The organism is Stieleria mannarensis (assembly GCF_014154935.1).
Taxonomy (GTDB): Bacteria; Planctomycetota; Planctomycetia; order Pirellulales; family Pirellulaceae; genus Stieleria; species Stieleria mannarensis.
This window is the reverse complement of the sequence record NZ_JACEHH010000035.1, coordinates 1-24501: the sequence shown is the minus strand read 5'-3', so window position 1 is coordinate 24501 and position 24501 is coordinate 1. Positions and strand designations below refer to the sequence as shown.

The 24501-nt window shown below is 56.5% G+C and carries 14 protein-coding genes; 2 read left to right on the top strand and 12 right to left on the bottom strand.

The window, feature by feature from the left end; genetic code table 11:
* Nucleotides 1-297 precede the first annotated feature (297 nt).
* Nucleotides 298-1113 carry a hypothetical protein gene (locus H1B37_RS34005; RefSeq protein ID WP_196784622.1) on the bottom strand — a complete coding sequence of 272 codons (816 nt, stop codon included), beginning with the start codon at nucleotides 1111-1113 and terminating at the stop codon, nucleotides 298-300.
* A gap of 180 nt (nucleotides 1114-1293) precedes the next feature.
* Here H1B37_RS34005 and H1B37_RS21930 point away from each other — a divergent pair, with 180 nt between their 5' ends.
* Entirely contained in the window at nucleotides 1294-2235 is a 942-nt protein-coding gene (locus H1B37_RS21930; RefSeq protein ID WP_231131368.1) for a PP2C family protein-serine/threonine phosphatase, read from the top strand.
* Here H1B37_RS21930 and H1B37_RS21925 read toward each other — a convergent pair.
* From H1B37_RS21925 to H1B37_RS21910, 4 genes are all read right to left on the bottom strand, one after another.
* Nucleotides 2227-2898 carry a GNAT family N-acetyltransferase gene (locus H1B37_RS21925; protein WP_145295118.1) on the bottom strand — a complete coding sequence of 224 codons (672 nt, stop codon included), beginning with the start codon at nucleotides 2896-2898 and terminating at the stop codon, nucleotides 2227-2229. The genes H1B37_RS21930 and H1B37_RS21925 overlap by 9 nt on opposite strands.
* A gap of 429 nt (nucleotides 2899-3327) precedes the next feature.
* On the bottom strand, nucleotides 3328-4542 hold the full coding sequence (locus H1B37_RS34000; protein ID WP_286178020.1) for a hypothetical protein: 1215 nt from the start codon (nucleotides 4540-4542) through the stop codon (nucleotides 3328-3330).
* A gap of 279 nt (nucleotides 4543-4821) precedes the next feature.
* Nucleotides 4822-8337 (bottom strand): efflux RND transporter permease subunit, encoded by a 3516-nt coding sequence (locus tag H1B37_RS21915; RefSeq protein WP_145295124.1) that lies wholly within the window; start codon nucleotides 8335-8337, stop codon nucleotides 4822-4824.
* Nucleotides 8338-8348: 11 nt separating this feature from the next.
* The gene (locus tag H1B37_RS21910) at nucleotides 8349-10472 is read right to left on the bottom strand and encodes a heavy metal-binding domain-containing protein (RefSeq protein WP_220498315.1); all 2124 of its coding nucleotides are present in this window, start codon (nucleotides 10470-10472) and stop codon (nucleotides 8349-8351) included.
* A gap of 965 nt (nucleotides 10473-11437) precedes the next feature.
* Here H1B37_RS21910 and H1B37_RS21905 point away from each other — a divergent pair.
* Entirely contained in the window at nucleotides 11438-13108 is a 1671-nt protein-coding gene (locus H1B37_RS21905; protein WP_007326683.1) for a TolC family protein, read from the top strand.
* Nucleotides 13109-13161: 53 nt separating this feature from the next.
* On the opposite strand, the gene H1B37_RS21900 is transcribed toward H1B37_RS21905, so the two are convergent.
* From H1B37_RS21900 to H1B37_RS21870, 7 genes are all read right to left on the bottom strand, one after another.
* Entirely contained in the window at nucleotides 13162-13716 is a 555-nt protein-coding gene (locus H1B37_RS21900; protein ID WP_182868806.1) for an RNA polymerase sigma factor, read from the bottom strand.
* 259 nt (nucleotides 13717-13975) lie between these two features.
* On the bottom strand, nucleotides 13976-14368 hold the full coding sequence (locus H1B37_RS21895) for a hypothetical protein (protein ID WP_286178016.1): 393 nt from the start codon (nucleotides 14366-14368) through the stop codon (nucleotides 13976-13978).
* Nucleotides 14369-14587: 219 nt separating this feature from the next.
* Complete coding sequence (locus tag H1B37_RS21890; protein ID WP_196784629.1) at nucleotides 14588-14932, bottom strand: hypothetical protein; 345 nt, start codon at nucleotides 14930-14932, stop codon at nucleotides 14588-14590.
* A gap of 67 nt (nucleotides 14933-14999) precedes the next feature.
* Entirely contained in the window at nucleotides 15000-18383 is a 3384-nt protein-coding gene (locus H1B37_RS21885) for an efflux RND transporter permease subunit (RefSeq protein ID WP_182868805.1), read from the bottom strand.
* A gap of 39 nt (nucleotides 18384-18422) precedes the next feature.
* Entirely contained in the window at nucleotides 18423-19949 is a 1527-nt protein-coding gene (locus tag H1B37_RS21880; protein ID WP_182868804.1) for an efflux RND transporter periplasmic adaptor subunit, read from the bottom strand.
* A 751-nt stretch (nucleotides 19950-20700) separates the two neighbouring features.
* Entirely contained in the window at nucleotides 20701-22047 is a 1347-nt protein-coding gene (locus H1B37_RS21875; RefSeq protein ID WP_196784630.1) for a TolC family protein, read from the bottom strand.
* A gap of 343 nt (nucleotides 22048-22390) precedes the next feature.
* Entirely contained in the window at nucleotides 22391-24499 is a 2109-nt protein-coding gene (locus tag H1B37_RS21870; protein ID WP_182868803.1) for a heavy metal translocating P-type ATPase, read from the bottom strand.
* Nucleotides 24500-24501 lie beyond the last annotated feature (2 nt).

Genomic DNA, 24501 nt, shown 5'->3' with positions numbered 1-24501 from the left:
TGCGAGACGAAGGTCTGGTTGCCGCCGAGAACTTCCACCAGCGATCTGACGCCTCGCGGTTTGGACCGCAGTGACTTCTCACGGATTGACTGGAGGACGGAGTCGGTCGCACTCGTGCGGTCGGTCTCGTTGGTTCATCCTAGCTCTCTGATTGATTGGCACATTCGTCTTCAGATTTAGCAGTCGTCTCTGCTTCGACTTGCGAAGCCAGACCAAGTCAAAAATGAAGATGTCTCTGTTCCCCAATCGGTGCATGTCGATGTCGGCTGCGCCATCAATCCTGGAGTTTCCAAAATGTTAGCGACTGTATTCCCTGCTGTTTTGTTTGCCGTTTCGCTGGTCCCTGCTGGTGATGTTGGCACCGCCGCATCGGCTGAGCCGACGTGTTGTGCCAAGCATGCATACTGCTGCACCGTCCAAGCGGCGTGCTGTGGAAAACAAGCGGAAACGACAGCAACCACTGACGAAGTGGCCGGCGCAACTTCTCAACCCACCTGCTGTGCCAAGCGTGCCTATTGCTGTTCGGTAAACGCACGATGCTGTGGGAAGCACGCTGGAACGAACGCGGCAACCAGCGACATTGCCAGCTCGGCAGGTAAACCGACCTGTTGTGCAAAGCGAGCGTACTGCTGCAGCGTCGGTGCGGCCTGCTGCGGAAAAGGATCGGTAAGTGCAACGGAAGCAAAATTGGCTGAACTCAGCTAATCGCGTCTGATTCCGTTCGATCTCATATCGGCCGGACGAGCCTAAAAAACTCGCCCGGCTTTTCTCTGTTAGGTTGCCGTGATGGAAGCGTTCAAATACCGATGGCATCAGCTGCCGATCAGCCGGCAACTGCTTGTCCTCGTCAATGCGATTCTCTTTGGGTTTGTCGTTCTGTTTCTTCTCGTTGACTACCGCGTGAGGATGGATCGGCATTTGAACGAGAAGCAGATCGCGTTGACCGAAGAAGCGAAAACGATGTACGAATCGCTGTTGGTCGCTGAACCTCACGGCGGCGAGGCGATTCAAAATCTGGTCGACAACGTCTGCGCTCGAATGAATACTGACGATTCGCCCGGTCACCATATTGCTGCGGATTGGCGAGGGCTTCCGTACCAAGCTGTCTCGCATGGGCATGCTTCCGACGAAATGCTCCTGGCAATGCGGTCGGCTGCTGATTCAACCCTCTCCAGATCAAACGCTACCGGCGCGCTCGTTGTCGGGTCTTTCACTGGATCAGCGGGCACGGTCTACATTTCAGAGAAACGTTCAGCCGTTGTGGGCGCAACACGCCGCTCGTTGTTGATCCAAATGTTCGGAGTCCTATTGCTGGGAGGGATTACTGCCTTCGTGGTCAGCGCGGTACTGCGGCAATTGATCGCCAAACCAATCCAAGGTTTCGTTTCGGCGCTGCGGAGTGTTGCCGCCGGAGACCTAAGCGTGATTGCACGTACGCGAAGCTGTCGAGAACTGAGTTATCTCGCCGATCAAATCAATTCGATGACCGAGGCTTTGGATCACGCTCAGCGCGACCATCGCGTTCACATGGAAAAGGCACGTCAAATTCAACAGAACTTACGACCGACGGTGAATGGATTGGTTGGAATCGACGTCGCCGAATTGTTCGAGCCGGCCGACGATGTTGGCGGTGACTACTACGACGTGATTCCATTGTCTGATGGACAATATCTACTTTGCGTCGCGGATGTGTCGGGTCATGGAGTGCCGGCCGCGATGGCGGCGACATTGCTGAAGGCGTTTGTGTCGGAAGCGGCAAAGAAATCGTCCAGCCCTGCCCAGATTCTGACAGATGTCAACGAGCGATACTGCGAGTACGTGATGATGGGACACTTTGCGACGATGACGCTACTGGTCGTTGACCCAAAAAGGCGACAACTGACCTACGCCAATGCAGGCCATGAATTTCCGTTCTTGCAGATTGGACGCGAAACACCGGTGCGATTGAATGTGGGCGACCTGATCTTGGGCGTCGAAGAGGATACCCAATACAACGAAGATACAATCCAGCTCGGTGATGCGGCCCGTTTAGTCATTGTTAGCGACGGAGTGACTGAAGCGTTTGACCCGAGTGAAGAACAGTACGGAACCGAGCGGATTGAGCAGTTGATGAACACGGTCAAACGCTGCAACGCTCGGGAACTGGTTGAAGCGTTTGAGTCGTCCATCGAAACGTTCCGCAAGGGGCGCAAGGCCTTCGATGACACCACGCTGTTGGTGGCTCAGTTAACTTGAATGGGCTGCGGTATCGTCGCCGAGATATCGTCCGATTGTGAATCCAACATCTTTTGAAAGCGTCGGGTAGGTTGATCGACTGAGTGGTCCGATGCGAAAGAACGATGCTTGGCCGACTTTTTGGAATTGCATTCGCTCGACCGCTCGCAGGGCGTTGTGGTTCGATCCTTCGGTCGTCAGCACCAGGTGTCGGATGCCGTCGCGTTGCAATTCGTCGGCCATCCTGCTCAAGATCGCCGCGTACAGTCGTCGTCCTCGGTAGGCAGGAAGCACCAAGACTTGGAATACGAAAGCGGCTTCGTCGGAGAGTTGGATTGGCAGACCAGTTTCGGGCTTGCCGTCGTGGTTCATTTCACCGGGTATGTTTCCAAAGGCGACCCAAGCGAACCCGGCGAGCGAATCGGCTTGAAAGGCTGCAATGCATTTGGCTGCGCCGGCGTCCAGCATTTCCAAGTCCCGCTCTGGGATTGCGTAATCCAACTCGGATGCGTGTTCTCGTAGCCGTTTGGATGAACACGAACCAATCGTGTAGCTGTCAGGCGTCGGCGTTCGCGGCATCGTGTCGATCGGCGACTGATAGAAGTGACTGACGTTCGCGATCGCAAAACGACGGACCACTCGATACGCCAACCAACGTATCGAGCGTGTAGATTGAGACTTCATGGTAGAACGTGCTCCTGCGTTAGTGGCAACAGCTTTCGCCGCCTGATGAGGGACGCTGCGAAACTGAAGTGGGAGCGGTTGTGAACGAATTTGCTGCGGGCGGTTGATAGTCGGTGTCGAAATCAACCCTCGTGTCGTATTGAATGTTGGCGGCAGCTTGCTCGGCGTATTGCTGAGCGGTCATTGCCGGTTCGTCTTTTCGATTGCCCAGCCAGGGCAGCGAACGGCATCCGGCGGATAGCGAGAGGGGCAAAACGAGCGCTGCGGTTGCGCAATATTTCCATAGCGATTTCATGACGACGTCCTTGTCGTAAGTTGAAAACAAAAAGGCAGGGACGGCGTGGTGACGTCATCACTTGCGTGAATCAGCCGCGACACCGCCCCCGCGTGAGTCAGATCGAAAGCGAGCAGTTCTCGCTCCCGAGTTGATTAACGAATCAATGGAGCATCAACTCCTTGAGACTTCAGAACAGCCAACCACTTTTGCGGCTCGGCCGCAATCTTCTTCGCGCATCCAGGGCAACAGATATAGATCGCCTTTCCATCCGCATTGACTTTGTATGGCCCACCCATCGCATCAAGCGGTTCGTCCATCACAGGACATTTCTTTTGTGCGGCAATGAACGGCGCATCGGCAGAAACGACCTTGAAGATGCCTTCCCGAACTTGTTCGGTACCTGCGGGAACGGACGCTTGATTACCGCTGCCGTAAACCATTGCCAAATACTTCGCTGGCTCTGCCTGAATCTTCTTGATGCATCCTTTGCAGCACAGATAGATCGGCTTATCGCCGACCATCACCTTGATCGGTATACCCATGCCACCAAGTGGTTCATCCATGACGGGGCAGGTCTTCTGGGCCGCAATGGCCGCTGCGTCGGCTTGGGTTGAGGTCGAGACAGTGATCTTTGCCGTCGTCGTGGCAGCAGGCTGGGCACTGGCTTGCGTGCCGTTGCCATAAACCATCGCCAAATACTTCGCGGGCTCGGCCTGAATCTTCTTGATGCATCCCTTACAGCACAGATAGATCGGCTTGTCACCAACCATCACCTTGATCGGTGTCCCCATGCCGCCGAGCGGTTCGTCCATGACGGGGCAAACCTTCTGGGCGGCAATGGCTGCTGCATCAGCTTGGGTCGCTGTGGTGACCGTGATCTGCGGGCGACCGGCGGCATACTTAGCCGGGTCCGACTTGACCGCGCCCACACAGCCTGCACAGCAAACGTAGAGCTTCTGTCCGTTGACATCGACGGCGACGGGATCACCCATGCTGCCGAGCGGTTTGCCGCTGACGGGACAGATCTTTTGTCGTGCGATCGCCGCGGCTGCCAGTTGTTGCTCGCTGGCCGGAACGGTGGCGACTTCGTTGAAAGAGATTGTGCTGGCCGCAATACCGACCAATTGCACATCGACGTCAATCTGTCGACCAGCGATTTGCGACAAGTTCACAGGAGCAGTCAACGCTCCTTTGCCATCGGGTAACAGGTCGTAGCGATAGCGTTTCGCATTGCCTTCGACTCGTACCGAAACGGCACCGCGTCCCCGGTCAACCGAAACCGGCTGACCAGCGCGGTCATAGACGAACATTTGCAGCCCGCCTTGTGAAACAATCGTTTCGATTTGCAGGTTGCCGGTTTGTTTCAAACTGCCGCCATGCGGCCCTGCTTGCGTCGCTTCGCGAGCCTGCGTCATGCCGGGCATCACGTGGTTGTGCCCAGCGTGATTGTGCTGCGATTGAATCGTCTGCCCAAACACGCCCGATGTGGACATCGCGAGTGAGAAAGCGGTGATGATGAGTGTTCGTTTCATGGGAGAACTCCGTTGTAAAGTTTCAGGACACCGTCCGTTGGGTCCGTCGATCTTGGTGAGGTTGATTGATTGGATGCCTGAGTCGTGAATTCCTTCACGGTCAAACGAAAAGTTTTATGCCGCTTTCATGAGTTCCTCCTCCGGCATCGCTTCGGTGCCTTCCCAAAGCTCGTCTTGAAATCCGAAACGCATTTTCAATTCCAGGTAGCCGCAATAGAGCGTCGGCACAATAAACGACGTGAACGGTTCAGCTAACATGCCACCGAACACGGGAATCGCCATCGCTCGGGCGACGTCAGCACCACGGCCTGTCGCAATTAACACTGGAATCAACGCGGCAAGCGTCGTCACCGTTGTCATCATGCAAGGTCGAATGCGTTTCAGTCCAGCTTCGTAGACTGTGTTGCGGATATCTTCGACCGTTTCGACTTTACGTTTCTTCAGCAGTTGATGGATGTAGGTCGCCATCACCACGCCATCGTCGACGGCTAGTCCGAACAACGCGATGAAGCCAACCCATACTGCCGTATTGAGTTCGACGCCCATCGTTGCCACTGCAATCATGCCACCAGCGAAGGCGACGGGGATACCGGAGAACACGGCCAACGAAATCGAGAGGTTTCGGAACTCCATGTAAAGCAACATCAGATTGATGCAGATCACCATCGGAATGATCCACATCAAACGCCTGTTGGCTTCGATCTGATTTCGGAAGCTACCAACGGCCTCGAGAGAGTATCCCGCTGGCAGCGATAACCGATTCGGGTCCGACGGAGGCAGCGACTGAGCCTCGCGGAGCTGTTCTTCGATCGCGGAGACGGATTCCAAATCGCCCTTGCTGCCATTGGTCATGAAAGAAACGTGAGCGACCAGTCGGCCATTCTCACTGTTGATTGCACCCGGCCCCCAAGTCGTTTCCAGCGTCGCGAGTTCTTCGAGCGGTACGACCGCCCCCGAATGTGTGACGACGGGTAAGCGTTTCAGGCCGTCGATCTGTTCGCGGAGGTCGCGGTTGTAACGGAGCCGCACTGGATAACGCTCACGTCCTTCAACGGTCTTGATTAAATTCATCCCGCCGAGTGCGGTCTCGATGACTTGGTTCACCATCGACGAACTCATCCCGTACCGCGATGCCGCCTCACGATCGACGGTGAACTCGACGTAGGGTTTGCCAAGCACGATATCGGGATTGACGGTGCCGGCGTTGATCAGCGGCGACTTCTTCAGCTCAGCGGAGACATTCATGGCCGCGTCAGCCAACTCGTCGAGTTCGTTGCCGTAAACTCGAATGGCCATCGGTGCCTTGATGCCAGACTGCAACATCACGACTCGGCCCTCGATCGGTTGTAACGCCGACGCGGGCGTGACACCGGGCAACGTGGCGACTCGGTTGATTTCGTCCCACACGTCGCGAGCCGTGACGCCTTCTCGCCACTCGCTTTCGGGTTTGAGCATCACATAGGTTTCGACCATCGCGGCCGGCGCGGGGTCGAGTGCCGATTCGACGCGACCGATCTTGCCAAGCACATCTTTGACTTCGGGAATCTGGCCGATCAAAACATCTTGCGTCTGCAACACTTGCATCGCTTGCGAGAAACTGGCTGCCGGGTACAGCGTCGGCATGTAGAACCAGCTTCCTTCGTCTAGGGCGATCCAGTCGTCGCTCTGCAACCCCGTAAAAACATGCTTGGCATCGACGTAGCCGGGAAAGTCATTCAGATCGGCACCGAACAAGTTGGCGAACTTTTCGACCGGACGGAGCACGGTTGGCATTCCGACGTAGGCACCCACGCCGATGATCAACAGCATCAACGGAAACGAAAGCGCAACCGCTTTGTGGTTCAGGGCGTATCGCAATCGGGCTGCGTAAATCCAACGAACGAAGCGACTGGAAGGAATCTCTTCGATTGGCCGAATCCGCTCTCGCAGCAATTGCCAACCGGCAATGAATCCGATCACTGCGGCGACGGTGGTCACGATCCAGGTTTCCAAGCCGAATCGCTCTGCGAGTCGCGACCCCCAAAGGAAATGCGAAGCCACACCGAGAAGTCCGGCCAGCGAAACGCCAGCGAGCAAAGCCGCACTCTTGCGACGCACATTGCTTCGCAGCATCAAACGGCACAGTGCCGGCACAATCGTGACGGCGGTGATCATCGCCGCAGCAATCGCAAATGTCTTGGTGTAAGCCAGCGGAGAGAACAGCTTGTAATCGCGACCGGTCAAAAAGAAGACCGGCAAGAAACTGACAATGGTTGTCGCCACGGCGGTCACGACGGCCGGTGCGACTTCAACCGTTGCCTCGTAGACGACTTCCGTGCGAGGTTGTTTGATCCGAGCCTCTTCGCTACCAGACTCCCAATCCGAAAGATGCTGGTAGATGTTCTCCGAAACAATGATCGCCATGTCGACCATCGTGCCGATCGCGATCGCGATCCCCGCCAGCGACATGATGTTCGCTCCGACGCCGACGAACCGCATCGCGATGAACGACATCAGCACGGCTGCCGGCAAACAGATCGCGACAACGAAACTGCTGCGGATGTGCAATAGAAACAAGAGGATGATGATCGCCGTGATGATGATCTCGTCGCGTAACGCATGCGTCAGCGTCGCCATCGTCTCGTCGATCAGTCCGCTGCGATCGTAGACGCCATGAATGGTCACTCCTTGTAGCGATGGCGTTATCGCGGCGATCTTGGCTTTCACGCGGTCGATGACGACTCGAGGATTTTCGCCGTATCGCATCACGACCACGCCGCCAACTGCTTCGGCTCCGTTGTAATCCAATGCACCGCGACGAAAATCAGGGCCAATCTGCACATTGGCAATGTCGCGGACGCGAACGGGAACTCCGTCACGCTGCATGATGACGGTGTCCTCGATGTCCTCAACCGCTTTGTCTTTGTCACCGCCAGAGCCGAGGAACCCCTTGCTGCGGACGATGAACTCCATGCCGGTCGTTTCGACTGTCTTAGCACCGACGTCCAAATTCGATCCCTTGATCGCCATCGCCAACTTGTCGAGCGATACGTTGTGAAAGCGAAGCTTGTCGGGATCGACTTCGATTTGATACTGGCGCACGTAACCGCCGATCGACGCGACCTCGCTGACCCCTTCGACCGCCTGCAATTCGTACTTCACAACGAAGTCTTGCATGCTGCGAAGTTCCGCCAGCCCCATGCCTTCCTCGGGTGGCTGAAGCGTGTAGTAGTAAACCTGTCCCAATCCGGTCGCGTCCGGGCCAAGTTGTGGCACGACGCCATCGGGCAACTGTGACGCGGCACTGCCGAGTTGCTCAGAAACTCGGCTGCGTGCCCAGTAAAAGTCAATTTCGTCCTTGAACGTGACCTGCACAAAGCTGTAGCCGAACATGCTCTTGCCACGCACCGATTCCGCACCGGGAACAGCGAGCAACGAAACGCTCAGCGGATAGGTGACTTGGTCTTCGATGTCCTTTGGCGAGCGACCCGGCCAAGGCGTCAACACGATGACTTGGTTCTCGCCAATGTTGGGAATCGCGTCGATCGGAATCGACTTGAAGCTGACCCAGCCAGCGACGCTTAGACCAATGGTCAGCAATACCACCAGCCAAGGTTCTTTAACGCAGAAGCGAATGATTAGATTAAGCATGGTTCGTCTCCTTATTGCACCGTGCGCGCGATTGAGGGAACCATGCCCGCGGGCATTGCCATATCACGAACTACTTCGCCGCACGTCAGCATCTCGCTGCCCCAATATGGGTTCTGCAAGTCGCCGCCGGGCTGCATCCAGTCGCCACCGCCGCCGGGAACCATCGGGCAGTAATAGTGCGTCAACTTCACAGCCGTCTTCGGCCCGCGAGCCACCGTGGCCGCTCGCAACATTGCGTGACTGACACCGCGATAGGCCTCGCGAGCCGTTTCTAACGAACCGTCCATGCGTGACGCCGCGCGGCGAGCAGTTGCGAACCGCCGTTGAGCTTCATCGGGAACATTGGCCAACATTTCCAGTTCGCGGAGACCTTCGATCAGCGTATTCAACGCAACGGGCGGAGGCGTTTGGTCGGCCGCCATTGCGCATTGGATTTCAAAGTACGCGTCGTAGGTTCGATCAAGCGTTTTGCCAGCGTCGCTGGCCAGCATGACAGGAGTAGTATTGGGAAGTTCCAGCGGTCCCGGCGAATAGCTCGGTGCTTTCGTCGGGTCCATCAACGAAGGATTGCCGGCGAGCTGCATTTGTGAGTCGATCAGGAAATTGCCGCCCGTCGCAACCGTCTCACCAGCCGAAAGTCCTTCCACAATCACCGCTTCTTTGCGATTCATGGGACCGACCGCAACTCGGCGAATCTCAAAACGTCCCGGTTCGGTTTCGACGTAGATCACGCTGTTTTCACCAGCCAGAAGCACGGCATCGCGCGGAACGGTCACGACTTGTTGCATCGGCAAGGGTTCTGATGCGAACCCAAGCTGCGACGTCGGCACCAAATCCATGTCACAAAGCGGACACTTACCGGGTTCGTCGCGGATGACTTGCGGGTGCATCGGGCTGATGAATTTGTTCGCCAGTGCCGGATCGTAAACTTGGTCCATTGGGATCGCCGGCACGGTCACCCGAGCAGTGGCATAGTCGCCCGGTCGCAGCTTGCCGTCGAAGTTCATGATCTCGACACGGACGCGAACCGTTCGCGTCTTCGGGTTCACGGTGGGGTCAATGAAAGCGACGCGGCCCGTGAATACCTCGCCCGGCATCGACTGAATTTCCGCTTCAACTTGTTGGCCGAAACGAACAGCCGATGCGTCGTCGGGGAACAGATCAAGCATCAGCCAAACACTGCTTAGGTCGGCTACACGGTAAAGCTTGTCTCCCGTTTTCACGTAGTCGCCCTCAACCGCTGACTTTTCGATCACGGTTCCTCTCTGCGGTGACTTGATGCGGATGCGCGACATTGGTTTACCCGACTTCCCCAACTGCTCGATCTGACTTTCCGTCATCCCCAGTTCCGTCAAATTTTCCCGTGCCATCTTGTTCAAATCGCCGCCAGAGATTTGAAAGCGACCAATCTTGCCATCGCTGTTCATGCTGGTGATGAATTCGGTTTGAGCGGTGTAGAGCTGCGGGCTGTAGATCAATGCCAGATCATCGCCTTCCTTGACCTTCACTCCGGCATAGTTCGCGTACATCTTTTCCAAGCGGCCGTCGATGTAGGCACTGATAGTCGATAGTTGGCTTTCGTCGTAGTCGATCGAGCCGATCGTGCGAATGGTGCGATTGACTTCACCCATCTTTGACATCGCGGTTCGAATGCCGACCAATCGTCGCGCCGATGATTCAATCGTGACCGAGATGCCGTCGCCGCCTCCACCTCCAGTTGCTTCAACCAGTTCCATCGCACACACGGGACACCGTCCGGGTTCCGTCGACGGTGGCGTACACATCATTGGACAGATGTATCGCTTGTCTTCGCCACCGCCGGATTCTGCAACGGATTCGCCTTGGCCCCCGGAAAAGCCATCCGCAGTCAGCCACTTCGTTCGCTGTGCGACACCGAGCAGAAAAAATACGAGTCCGACTACGACGACGACCGTTGATGCTTGCACAGCAGTGCGCACCAGCCACTTCATCCCGCCATCACTTTGCGGTGGGGTCGGCTTGGCTTCAATAGGCGTGGTCGTTTCTTCGGCCACCGCTTCCACTGGCTCGCTATCGGTCCGCGCATCCGTATCCACGCTGCTGACTTTATCGTCAACGTCGGCTTTGTTGGGTTCGATTGGTTCGTCCTGATTCATGACAGTTCTCGCGGCGTTTTCCGGCACGCGTTTGTGGTTCCATCCACGAACGTCAGCTCAAGAGGTGACTGGCCGACGACGCGACGGAGGGGATCGCATCATCGACCAGTCATCGCCTCCAGGCTGTGACCGGTTCATTGTTTTGGTGACGCGATCAAATCGCGTAGGGATTGCATCTGGATAGACTTCATTCGGAACGAGCGCGCAGCATCATTCGCGTGAAAGCCAACTTGAAAACGAAGAGCTACGAGCGCGCAGCTCTCCTATCGAGACGACGCTAGATGCGCCAGATGCAAAGAAACCGCTGAGAGAAATGCGGTGAGTGATCGCCGATCGGCAATCGTGACATCAGTTGATCTGGACGAATTGAAAGTCCAGCCTCGGATGCAACGTGATCCAAGTACGCAATCACGACCAAATCACGAACCTGAGGAACAGGTACGCGATGTGGTGCCGGTGCTAGCGGTTCTGATCGAATGCCACACATGCACGATGACAACGCAAATTGGTCTTGAACCAATTTCTCGTCGTCGGATTTCGGTGGCTCGGGCACGACATCAGAAATTTCACCGAACAGGTCGTCGTGCTTTGATTGTTCGCCTTTCTTCGTGCAGCAACTGCTGGCGTCTTCTTCATTGCCGCTACAGCAACCGCACAGTTCGCCGTCCGTTTTCACTTCACAGCATTTGCAAGCGTGGCAGACCGTCTCGGCCTCGCAGCACTGACCTTGAGCACATGTTCCCTGCGCAGCCACCAACGCCATCGGCTGAATCACCATTGCAGCGATCAGACAAAGATTAACGGCGGTGCGAATTAGGGGGAAGTTGTTCACTATGGCCTTCCGAAATAGATACCCATGCCCGGTATGTGAACTGTATCGGAAATCTGGCCGAAAAGTTCAATAGGAATCACCCGGTTAGGCAAACTTTGACTTCTTCAGTGTAACGGAACAGGACGGAAATGCCATGGATCGGCAATATTGGACACCTGCTACGAAACAAACCAAGCGAATATTGCTTGGTGCACTGATCGCCGCCTCCATGTCCGGTTGTGCGACCCAAAGAGGCGTCCAAATTGCCTCGGACACCCAAAAAGCGACCTCATTCGTCGCCGCTGAAACAGTCTCAACGAACACGCGGCCGGAGGCAATTGCCTATCGATCTGTCGAAACGCCAGTGCAATTGGCTGGCTTCAACGATGGCATGGTCGTCGCCTCGCCCGCCGCGTTCACGCTGCCACAAGACAACGACGGTGAGCTGGGATTGGACAGCGAAGAGGCAGATGTATCGAGCCGCAGCTTCAGCGACTTCCTGCAATTGGATCCACCTGAAGAAGATGGGGAGAGGGGGAGTCAGGGAGATGGGGAGAGCGATGAAGATGAAGTTCGAAACACCGACTCCCAGACTCCCCCTCTCCCAGACTCCCCCACTCCCAGCTCCCCCACCGCCCCAGTCGAGTTCTTCGTCAACGAAGCACTATCGCGGCACCCGAAAATCCTTGCCGCACGACAGCGAGTCGCCGCCGCATCAAACGTCATCCCGCAAGCCAAAGCACTTCCCGACCCAACGTTCAACAACACGTTCTGGCCGTTCCATGACAACGCGTTGCAAACCGCAGGCGGTCGTGTCGGAAATCAGATGTCGGTTAACCAGAAAGTCCCGTTTCCCGACAAGCTAAAAACGAAAGCCATCATTGCGAGTCGCGAAGTCCAGATCGCTCAAACCGAAGTCGACGGAATCGCTCGCGAGATCACTGAGTCCGTACGACTGGCATACTACGAAGTCTGGTTTGCCACACGTGCGATCGCGATCATCGAGGAAACCAAAGACCTCGTCGCTGACTTGACTGACGTTGCCGAAGCCCGCTACCGCAGCGGTGGTTCGCAACAAGACGTGCTGCGCGCTCAGCTTGAAACCGATCGCCTCGACGAACAACTCATCACGCTTCGCAGACAAAAGCAAGTCGCCCAAGCCGACCTCGCAACGCTGCTGCAACAACCTGTTGACTTGCTTCCCGAAGCAACGGATGAACTCGGTATCACTGACACGCCCCAGCAAATTGAAGAATTGATCGCGTTGGCCGAACAATGCAATCCAAAACTGCGGGGTCTTGCGTGGGAAATTCAACGCGACCGCGACAAGGAACGCTTGGCGTGTTTGCAGCAGTATCCTGACTTCAATGTCGGCCTCAGCTGGGGATTGATCAGCGACGGTCACGATGTGATCAGTCCTGTCGCCAACGGGAACGACAACCTGAGCATCAGCTTTGGGACGACGCTGCCGATCTGGCGGGAAAAGATTAACGCCGGCATCCGCGAAGCCGCTCACCGACGCAGCAGCACCACCCGTCGCCTCGAAGCCGAACGCGACGAACTCTACGGAAAGATCCGTCGCCTGATCGTTCAAGCCGACGCATTGGCGGAACAACGCGATATCTATGAAAACCGCATCATTCCCCGCACCGAAGGCACACTTGAACTTTCGATCGCCGACTACCGTGGCAAACGCACGGACTTCTTCACGCTGATAGAAACCTACCGCGAGCTCTTAATGTTCGAGACCCAACTCGCCCGCATCGACGCTACGCTAGCCGGCACGATCGCCCAGTTGGATCGCACTGTAGGTTGCCCTCAATAAGAAGTAGGGGTGTTGGGGGTGAAGGAGAAGGGAGAACACAACTCGCTCCTCCCTCACTCCCGACTCCCATCTATCAACCTCCGCAATTCACGCCGTGCCCGGTTCAACCTCGATCCAACAGTACCTTCGGGGATGTCTAGCGTCTGGGCGATCTCTTGGTATGACAGACCGCTCTCTTCTTTGAGCGTGAAGATCGACCGTAGTTCCGGATCGAGTTGATCGAGTGCCTGGCGTACCATCGCGACTCGTTCGTCTTGCTCAATGTGGTCGGTTTGGTCAGCGGTCGGCTCGACCACCAGTTCTTCGGTCCGCCGATGTTTCTCGCGGCGCAGATGTTGCAATGCCTCGTTGGTGGCCAGTCGATACAGCCACGTTTCAAACTTCGACTCGCCACTGAATTGATCGAGCTTCGTAAACGCTCGGACGAAAGTTTGCTGCGTTAAGTCATCGGCGTCCTGCTGACCGACCATCCGAACCATCAAGCGAAACACACGATCCGACGTCGCCTGGTAGATCGAGCGCAACGCAGAACGATCTCCAGATATCGCAGCGGCGATTGTCTCGGAGGCGATCGTTTCGGTCGATTTGCGTTCATCGGGCTGGCCCATTGAAGAAGTTATACCAATACCCACCGGGGGTACCAATGCGGCTGGTCGCCGGGCAGGATTGCATTGACTTGAGAGCGGCTCTTGTTGTCTATCATGATTTCGTCGTCTTTTGTCTATTACGAAAAGCGGCTCCCGACCCAACGAGGGCTAGTCGTATGATGGGTCGGGAGCCTTGCCGTCTACGGTGAGACACCGCACACGACTGGAGCAAATTGTTTAATGCTCAATTGGTCAATTATCAGTTGTGGATTTCACGTTCTTAGTGGTCATGATCGTGATCATGCGAAATCTTGCCTGTGTAGGATTTGCCTTCGATTTGCACGATGACCGCACCTTCGGCCTCGGCTTCGAGCCACTGGTCCATTTCGGCATTGGTCGAAGCGAATCGTGACGACTTGCCAGCTGCGTCTTCGCCTTGCGGGTCGGCGGGAAGCTCGAACGACTTCACTTTGCCATCATGCTTTAGGCTGACCGTTAGCTTTTCGGCTTCGATCGCGACCGGCTGCGTTGCCGAACCATCAAGGACATACATGGCGACCGCTCCGGTGCCGTGCATCATTTCGATGTGGAACGCTTCTTTGCCTAGTTCGACCAACTCGCCGCCGTGGGGTCCGTGCTCGGGATGCCCATCCATCTCAATCATCGGTGGCATTTCGTCTATCTCGACAGGGCCAGATGCTTCCGGAGCTTCGGAGACCTGCACGTCCTTCTTTGAACATCCGAGAAGAGTGAAGCAAGCGAGGGTCAGAGCGAATAGATGAATTTTCATTTTGGATACCGATGAGAGGATGGGGATGAGCGGATGAAAGTCAGGGAATGGAATGGGGGATAGAACGAAGTTCCCTATCCCCCATTCCCAATTCCGCGATTCTTAGTGAGCGTGTTTGGTCTCGAAGCCGAGCTTCTTTAACCATGCTTCCCACTGGTGAGCTTCTTCGTGGCTTTTCAACGCCATCTGCTGCCACTTTGGACAGCGGTAGTTGACGTCCATGTGTCCGCCGTGCGAGCCGACTTTGACTTCGCAGCGAAGTTTCTTCAGTGTGCCGACCAACTTGTCCGCCTTCTCGCCTTCGCTGTGTGTGGTCTTCCACTTCTCCAAGCGATACGACACCAGTTCTTTGGCAGCCGTGTTCGGCTCAGCGGCCTTCGCCAACATGCCACCCAACGAAATCGATGCGACCAAAGCCGCGACTGCAAACATCCGTAAATTCAACATTTCAAATCCTCCGTGGAAACCTTCTCAAACAGAAAACATCACTCCGGCAACGCACCGGAACAAACAACTAACTTGTGACCAATTCAGGTTCAGGACTGAGGTGTTCACTCCCCATGCCCGATTTCTCATCTCCTATGTCTCCCGCGTGATCGCGAACAATCTGCTGGCCCGCGCCGACACCGATCGTCCAAAACAACGCCGGTCGAACGAAGAACTCCGCCAACGTGCTGGTCAACAATCCGCCAACGATCACGGTGGCGATGGGATACAAAATCTCTTTGCCGGGTTCGCCCGCGGCGAGTGCGAGCGGAAGCAAACCGATGCCGGACGTCAGTGCCGTCATCAGCACTGGAGCCATCCGTTCTTGGCCCGCGCGACGCACCATCTCACCCGTCCACGATTCGCCTTCGTGTTCGACCAAGTGGATGTAGTGGTTCAGCAGCAGGATGCCGTTGCGACTGGCAATGCCGCACAACGAGATGAAACCGACCATCGCTGCGACCGTTAGGTTTTGATCCGTGATGACGAGTGCCGCGACCGCTCCGATGAACGCCGTCGGCAACGCAACCAACACCTGCATCGAGAAGTTGACGTTGCCAAACAACGTGTAAAGCACCAAGAACATGCCTAGCAACGCGACGCCCGAAAGAATCATCAATCGACGCGTTGCCGATTGCTGGCTTTCAAATTGGCCGCCGTATTCGATGAAGTAACCCGGCTCCAATTCCAAATCTGCCAGTCGCGTTTTGATTTCGCTGACAACGTCCACGACGCCTCGCTCGGAAACGTTGGCTTGCAACACGATTCGACGCCGTACCTGTTCGCGCTTGATCATGTTCGGCCCGCCGCTCTCGTAGATGTTCGCCACCGCCTCAAGCGGCAACGTGCCTCCATCGGGAAGTGGGACGGCAAGACGCTTGAGTTTGGTGACGTCCTCGCGGTACGGCTCATCCATTCGTAACATCAGATCAAACGTGCGTTGGCCGAGCAGCACCTGGCTAATGACTTGCCCATTCATCGCCGTCTCGACCAATTCCATGACGTTGGCCGGTCGCAGCCCGTTTTGCGTTAGCGCTTTACGATTTAGCTCGATGCGAAGCTGCGGGATATTGGTCTGCTGTTCGATCATCACGTCGGCCAATCCCGGCACGTCCGCGATGAGTCGTTTCATCTCCTCCGCGTTGTTCCGCAACACGTCTAGATCGTCGCCGAAGAGCTTGATGCCGATCTGCGCTTTGACGCCCGAGATCATGTGACTGATCAGGTGGGCCAGCGGTTGCTCGGTGCTCGACACCACGCCCGGAATGTCCTCCATCGTTTCGCGAATCTGCTGGATCGTGCCTTCGCGATCCGCGTCGTCAGCGATCTCTAAGAACAACTCGGTGACGTTGACGCCTTCGGCATGTTCGTCAAGCTCCGCTCGGCCCGTTCGACGTGCGACCGACTTGACCGATTCGATCTTCATCAACTCCTCTTGCACGCTCTGCCCGATCTGGTTGCTCGTCGCCAGCGATGTGCCCGGTGCAAGCAACGCGTTGACCTGAACGGCTCCCTCGTTAAAAGGCGGCAAGAAGTCACGTTCTAATTGCGAAACCGCGAACAACGCGAACGTCACCATGACGGCCGCGACTCCCAGCACGGGACCGGCGAATTTGGTACTGAAGTTAATCGCCAAACCGGCAATGCCTTTGAGTCCCTCCAGCAACCGGCCTTCCTCGGCTTCGGGACCGCCGAGCAGTCGTTCGGTCACTTGAATCAGAACCCAAACCACTGGCGTCAGGACGAGCGACCACCACAGCGGATTGCCTGGCAGTTCAAACGGCAAATGGAGAATGTGAATCGCACGCGGGACGACCCAGTACATCGTTAACGCGGCGATCCCAAAAGCAAGAATCGGTACCACGATTTGCCAGACGCGCCGGCCGACCAACAGTAACGATGCCAGTACCGGCGTGACGGTTAGCGAGACGCCCAGTGACGCGATCAGCGAGACGACATATCCCATCGCCAACGGCACAAAGAGCTTGCCTTCCATACCTTCGAGAGCAAACAGCGGGATGAACACCAGAACGACAATCGCCGTCCCGTAGACCACGCTGCTGCGCACCTCGATGCTGGCGTCGTAAACCACGGCGAGTGTCGGTCGGGGGGAATCGCAGTGGCGGTTCTCTTTCAACCGGCGGAAGATGTTTTCCACGTCTACAATCGCATCGTCGACCAGTTCCCCGATGGCAACCGCTAACCCGCCGAGCGTCATGGTGTTGATCGACAGACCGAAAGCGGCGAAAACGCACGCGGTTGCGATGATCGACAGAGGAATTGCGGTGAGCGTGATGAACGTCGTGCGAAAATTCAGCAAGAAGAGGAACAGGATCACCAAGACCAGCACGCCGCCGTCTGCGAGAGCTTCGACGACGTTGTCGATGGCTCGGTCGATGAATGAACGCTGCGAATAGACGTTGGCGATTCGGATGTCATCCGGCAGGGACACCTTCAACTCTTCGAGCGCTTCGGCAATCGCTTGATCGACGGCGCGAGTGTCGCTGCCGGGTTGCTTGTTGATGGTGAGAACAACTGCGGGGCCGCCTTCGACCGTCCCATCATCAGTGCGTAGATACGCGGACGAATCGCCACGCATGACTTGCGGGCCTTCGACGACTTTGGCCACGTCGCCCAAAGTGATCGGGCGACCGTCCCGAAGTGTGATCGCAATCTCTTTCAGGTCGGCGAGGCTCGTGATTCGCCCGAGTCCTCGAACCAGCAACTCGTTCGCACCACGCTGATCCAGATAACCACCGGTCGCGTTCAGATTGGACTCACTGACAGCGGTGTGGACATCGTCCATCGTCAGTCCGAATTCACGCAGCAAGTCCGGATTCACCAGCACTTGGTACTGCATCCGGCCGCCGCCCATTGAAAAGACTTGTGACACGCCGGGGATCGTCAGCAATCGTTGACGGACGACCCAATCGGCCAGCGTGCGAACCTCCATCGGCTCGGTTTTGCCGCCTTCACTCCACATGCCGTACATGAGAATCTGTCCCATGATTGACGAGATGGGTGCGAGTGTCGGTTTCACGCCGTCGGGCAATTGCTCAGCGGCAAGTTGCAAACGTTCATTGACGACTTGTCGGTCGTTGTAGATGTCGGTGTCCCACTCGAACTCGACATAGATCACTGACAGACCGATGCCGCTGCTGCTGCGGACTGCCTCAACGCCGCTGGCACCGTTGAACGTGGTCTCCAACGGAAACGTGATCAGCGTCTCGACTTCCTCTGGTGCCATCCCCGGCGCTTCGGTGATGACCACCACACGCGGCCGGTTCAAATTTGGAAACACGTCGATCGGCAATTGCAAGGATTGCCACGCACCAACGCCCAGCATGATCGCGGCAACCGCAAGCACGATCAGTCGATTGTTCAGCGAGAAGTGAATGATTTTATCTAGCATCTTGATCCCTCAAAAATTTGGTTTGGCAAAGCGAACAACTCAGTGGTTGTGCCCTGCGTGGGGATCAATGGCTCCGCCCGCTTGGTTCTTCATCGCCATCTGCAATTGATGAGCACCGCTAACGGCAATCGTCTGACCGGGCCAAACTTGGCCGTCGTTCTTGATCGCGACGTTGACGCTGTCCGACGCAATGACTTCCACCGGAACACGATCAAAGTGATCTCCGTTCTCGACGAACAAGAATCGCTCGGGGCCTTCTTCGGCAACCGCGTCCTTGGGAACAACAATCGCGTCGGCGACTTGCGACTGTGGAAGCCGAACGGTTAGCCGTTGGCCGGGCTTGTATCGCCAACTGACGTAGCGTTTGTCGCCACGCTGTTCGCTGCGTTCGATCTCATTGGTCAGTCCGACATAGAATGGCAGCGACCGTGATTCGGTACCGACTTCGTTTCCGATGTAGACCACGTTCAATCCCGTGATCGTTTCGACTTCGTCGCCCGCACCGGTCATCGTGGCTTGCAGTTCAGCACCCGAATCGGCAGCCTTTCGCAACAGACCTGCGTCACGCTGGTACGCTTGGCCTTCGATTAGCAAGCGGCTGTAATTCGACAGCTGCGCGATCTGCTGACCAGCGCTAACAGATTCGCCGCGTCGAACACTCAGTTCTGTGACCAAGAACTCAGCGTCAATGTGATTGTGCGAAGGCAGCGACATCGGCGGTGGTTGCATTGCCGCTAATCTTGCACTCGGGTTGCCCGAGACTCGGTTGTTCGCTTCGCCCAGCGATTCGTGATGCAGTGAATTGTCTTCTTCGACCAAGGGGGCCGTCACGACGACTTCGCGGACCAACGTGCGAGTGCGTTCGATGCTTGCGATTTGGTCTTCACTCAAACCGTGCAGCAACATTGACTGCTTCGCCGCACGGATTTTCGCCTGCAATTTGTCGCGTTCGTACTCGCGGGTTATTCGCGTTTTCCCAGCGATCGCGCCCGATCGGGACGCCGAAGTCAGCCGCTGAATCTCCCGCTCCTCGACATCCAGTTGCCCGAGCTGCGAGAGAAAGTCTTCTTGCGTATTGACGAGGTCTTGGTGCGTCAGCCGAAGCGTGAACAACGGCTCGCCACTCTTGATCATCTCGCCACGAGAGATGTTGATCGCGTTGATCACGCCGGTAAGCGGTGACGTGATCGACACATGCGTTTCACCGGACCAGCGCGTCACCATGCCGGGGACTTCGATGTAGCTCGTGTAAGGACCGACCGTGACGGCCTCCGTCGTCAGCCGCAAGTTCGCACGAGCCTGCTGGCTCAATTCAATCGACTGACCCGCTTCGTGACCCTCGTGATCATGTCCGGCATGGTCGTCGTCGCCGTGGTGATCGTGTTCACCTGGACCGTGATCGTGACCCGCGTGCGGATCAGACTCATCGACCGCAGTGGCAACGAGGCCAAATTGTTGTGGATAGTCGGTAAAGGCGAACGCGCCGATGACGATCGCGATTGCCATCGCCAGGACGGTCAAAACGGGGGCGCGCAGGCGCACCAGCCAAGCTCTTAGCGTGGACATGCAAACACATTGTTGATTTGAGATTGAAGAATGTAGATTTCAAAAGAGGACTGAAGGATTCAACAATCTGGCGACGCGCAAACGCATTTCCAAATCGTCAATCTTCAATCAACAATCTTCAATTCAAATGATCCACGTGCAGAGAGAAGCACAATGGGAGAGAGAGTCCGTCGCAACCTGCGGCGACCGCTGATTCAAATGACGGGCCGATAGCGAACTAATGAAGCTCAGCATCGGATCGTGCTCATAAGTCACGAACGCGACCAACGGAGCATCAATGATGAACACGACATCACTTGAAGGCACAAAACTGCATTCGACGACGCCATGGCACCCCGGATGGTTTCCATCACAGGGTTGCGACTCGCAGGCACAACACGGAGCCGCTAACTCGATCGCATTGTGGATCGAATCCACCGTCTCTTCTTCACCCGAGCAATCATGCTCGTGATCGTGGCCACACGCGTGATCGTCGTGGACACTTGGTGAATCAGCCGCTGAACAGGTGTGCTGGCATCCGTCATGGTCGTGGTGCCCACACGCGTCAGCATGATGCAGCGAACACCCGAAAATCAGGTGCAGCAGTAATGCGGCGACGGTAGTGAGACGACAAACGACAGACACAAAAACATCCTTCGGGTACGGTACAACGGTATTATCGGTCGATACGGTGGAAACGACCATACCAGTCCAATAGTAATGTCAAACTTTCGTCAGATTACGCATCTTCTGGTGGCGGTATCGCGGGAAATCACAGGCTCAGAGTCACCAACAGGCCTTCGATTTCCGCAGCAGCCTGCTTGGCTTGTCCGGCGGCATCCAGGACGTTCAATTGAGTCGTGAAGAGTGTTCGCTGTGCTGTTAACAGTTGTAGGAAATCGGTTTCGCCCGCATCAAATGCCTCCAACGAGAGCTTGTAGGTTTCCTCCGAGGTCGGCACGACCGATTCCTGCAAGCGGGTGTAGCGTTCCAACGCGACTTGGTAGCGGCCGACGGCTTCGGCGAGCCGGGCTTCTAGGCTGAGTTGCGTGCTCTGGATCGCTGCCGACGCTGCGGCGATGTCGGCTCGGGCACTGCGTATGTTGCCCTGATTGCGGTTGCGAATGGGAAGCGGAACGCTGACGCCAATGACCGCGAACGTATCATCCGTAGCGGCATCGACACCAACACCGACGGTTCCCGTCACGTTCGGCGTCACTTGGGCACAGGCAAGTTGCAACGACCATTTAGCTCGCTCAAGCTCCGATCCGGCCCGCGATAGTTCGGGACTGTTGGTCGAGATTTCGGCGAGCAATGCTTCCCACGGCGCGCCGGTCAGATCGTCACCCACGTTGCCGCTAAGCGGTCCGGGCGGCAGTGTTTGCATCCCGGCAGCAGCGGCAAGCGTCCGCAGGTTGGCTTGCAACTGCGTTCGAGCGTTCTCCGCCGTAATCCGCGCTTGCTCAGCTTCAACGCGAGCCTGCAACAAAGCAATTTTGGAAACCTCTTCGGCTTCCAACAGGGCATTCACTGATTCGATCGACTTCTCAGCCAACTCGACAATCTGGTCAGCAATGTTGGCCCTTCGCTGCGATACGATGGCTGTCGCAAACGCAGCACGAACGCGAGTCAAAACGCGAAGCTCCGCAATTCGCAGCGCAGCTTGCTGTTTTTGGATCTCGCGGGCCTGCACCTGTTGAGCAATCCCCAGCTTGTTGGCGGTAACGAACTGCTGAGACATCTGCACCGAATGCAGACCGGTGGCATCTTCGTTGCCGATCTCATCCGACTGATATTGCAGCACCGGATTGAACGGCAAGCCCGCTTGAACGTATTGCCCGCGAGTTGATTCGACACGAGCACGAGCTTCCGCGATGGCCGGATGCGAACCCAATGCCATCGACTCAATTGACTGAAGCGTCAGTCCGGCGGGTTGCTCAAAACCGTAGGAATACTGGTCCTGAATGAACGGAGCGGTTTCAACCGTCTCGTTCGCCGCGTCCAAAGCCATCGCGTCGCGTAGAGACGCGGGATCGTTGGCAGAGGCACCACCATCCGAATCCAAATCATCAAGCTCGACGTCGAGTTCGTCCAATTCATCAAGATCTCTGACCTGCAAGTCGTCATCGTCCGTGAACGCAACCGTCCGCACGGTGATAGGCGGTTCAACAACCCGCGTTTGGTTCGTCGCCGAGACGTGTTCGCTCGAAGTCGATTGAGCGACATGCTGCCCAACCGACTGGCAACCACTCGTGAAACCCAAAGCCGCCAAAAGCAACAAGCGTCTTGCTCGCCGCCGGCGCGTACTGGTCCTATCGTTCGCGATCACCGCGTCTTCCTCCGTGAAAATACAGACCAGCCCATGCTTTCCATCGGATGGGTACGATCGGATTGTTAGTTGCGATTCCGCAAGTGCGAACATTCGGAAGAATCCGCGATCGGGTTGTAACGATTTTAACGTCTCAGCAGCGGAGCAGCCTCAGACCATTGGCGATCACCAGTAGGGAAGCGCCCATATCGGCCGCGATGGCGGCCCACAGTGATGCCACTCCCGCCAAGGTCAGCACGACGAACAATGCTTTGATTGCCAGTGAAAACCAAATGTTCTGGCGAATGATGGACAACGTTCGTCGCGAGTGCTCGATCAGCCAAGGTAGTTTCGACAGGTCGTCGGACATGAGGGCGATGTCTGCTGTTTCAATCGCGGCGTCGCTTCCCGCCGCTCCCATCGCAAGTCCCAATGAAGCCCGGGCTAGGGCGGGTGCGTCATTCACGCCATCGCCTATCATCGCGACATGCTCGTAACGTGAAACGAGTTGTTCGACCGCCGCGACTTTGTCTTCAGGCAACAACTCCGCGTGGACTTCGTCGATACCGGACTCCTTGCCGATCGCTTTGGCGGTGCCTTCGTTGTCGCCGGTCAGCATCACGATTTGCTTGATGCCGACTTGGTGCAAAGTCTTGATTGCCTCTCGAGTCTCGTCACGGATGGCATCGGCCAGCGTAATGAAGCCGCAAACGTGCTGGTCATTGCCGATCACGACGACGGTTCGCCCGGCCTCCTGCATCGCTTCGAGTTGCTGGTGAACCTCCGGGGTTTCCTGACCGCGTTGTTCCAAATAGCGATGCGAACCGAGCCAGTAGCTTTTACCATTAATGACTCCGGTCGCCCCCTTGCCTTGAATCGTTTCGAACGATTCGGCTGGCGGCATCGTCATGCCACGTTTCTTGGTTTCATCAACGATGGCTCGTGCGAGCGGATGGTTGCTATTGAGTTCCAAGGCTCCGCCGCGCGTTAGCAATTCTTCTTCGTCGTGGTCGTTCATCGGAACGACGTCGATGACTTCGGGGGCACCCTTGGTTAGCGTCCCGGTCTTATCCATCGCGATCGCGACCAGCTTACCAGGTAGCTCGATGAACACGCCGCCTTTAACCAACACGCCATTGCGTGCAGCGGCGGCCAGCGATGCGACGACCGACACCGGTGTAGAAATGACCAATGCACATGGGCAGGCGATGACCAGCAACACCAGCGACCGATAGATCCAAACCGACCATGGTTGTCCGAGCAGCAAAGTCGGAATTAAAAGCATCAACAACGCGACCGCCATCACCACCGGTGTGTAGACCGCGGCAAACTTCTCTACCCACTTTTCTGACGGAGCACGCTTCGATCCGGCGTCGCCGACCATCTGAATAATGCGGGCCAACGTCGTGTCTTCAGCGGCTTTGGTGCTTCGCATTTCCAGCAAGCCGTCGCCGTTAATCGTTCCAGCGAACACCTCACTACCGACCTGCTTTTCGACTGGCACGCTTTCGCCGGTGATCGGTGCCTGATTGACGTCGCTAATGCCCACGGTGACTTCCCCATCGAGCGGTATTTTCTCGCCCGGTCGAATGATCAGGGTCGAACCAACCGGCACCTCGGCAGGAACAACGTCGCGGACTTCTCCAGATTCGTGTCGCAGGTGAGCGACCGGCGGCGTCAGGTCCATGAGCGAAGCGATCGCCCGTCTAGCCCGACCGATGCTCCATGATTCCAGCAACAACGACAGCGAAAACAGGAATGCGACCGCCGCTCCCTCAAACCATTCGCCGATCGCGATCGCCCCGATCACCGCGACCGACATCAGCAAATTCATGTCAGGCCGCAAGGTGACCAGTGCTCGCCAAGCTTTCGGTAGCACCAAATACAGCCCGGCCAAAATTCCGATCAGGTAGCAAACGATCGCGGGCGTTGCGACGGCCCCGTCGAATCCGCCTGAGAGCAAATGAATCACCAGCCCGATCCCGCCGAACACACCCCTAATCGCGGTCATGATCGCCCGCTGATGCTTGACCCAGAACGATTGGTCGTCGGAGGACTGTTGTGCGTTCTCCCACGTTTCAGCTTTCAACCCGGTTCGCTCGATCGCCGCCAACACGTCACCGGAAGTAACGTCAACGCCATCGAGGTCGACGGTTAGTCGACCACTTAGCAAGTCGAAACCCAAACGCTCATCGCCACCGAGCAGCGGCACCAGTTCGCGTTTGATCAACGATACTTCTTCGGCACAATCCATGCCGTGAATTT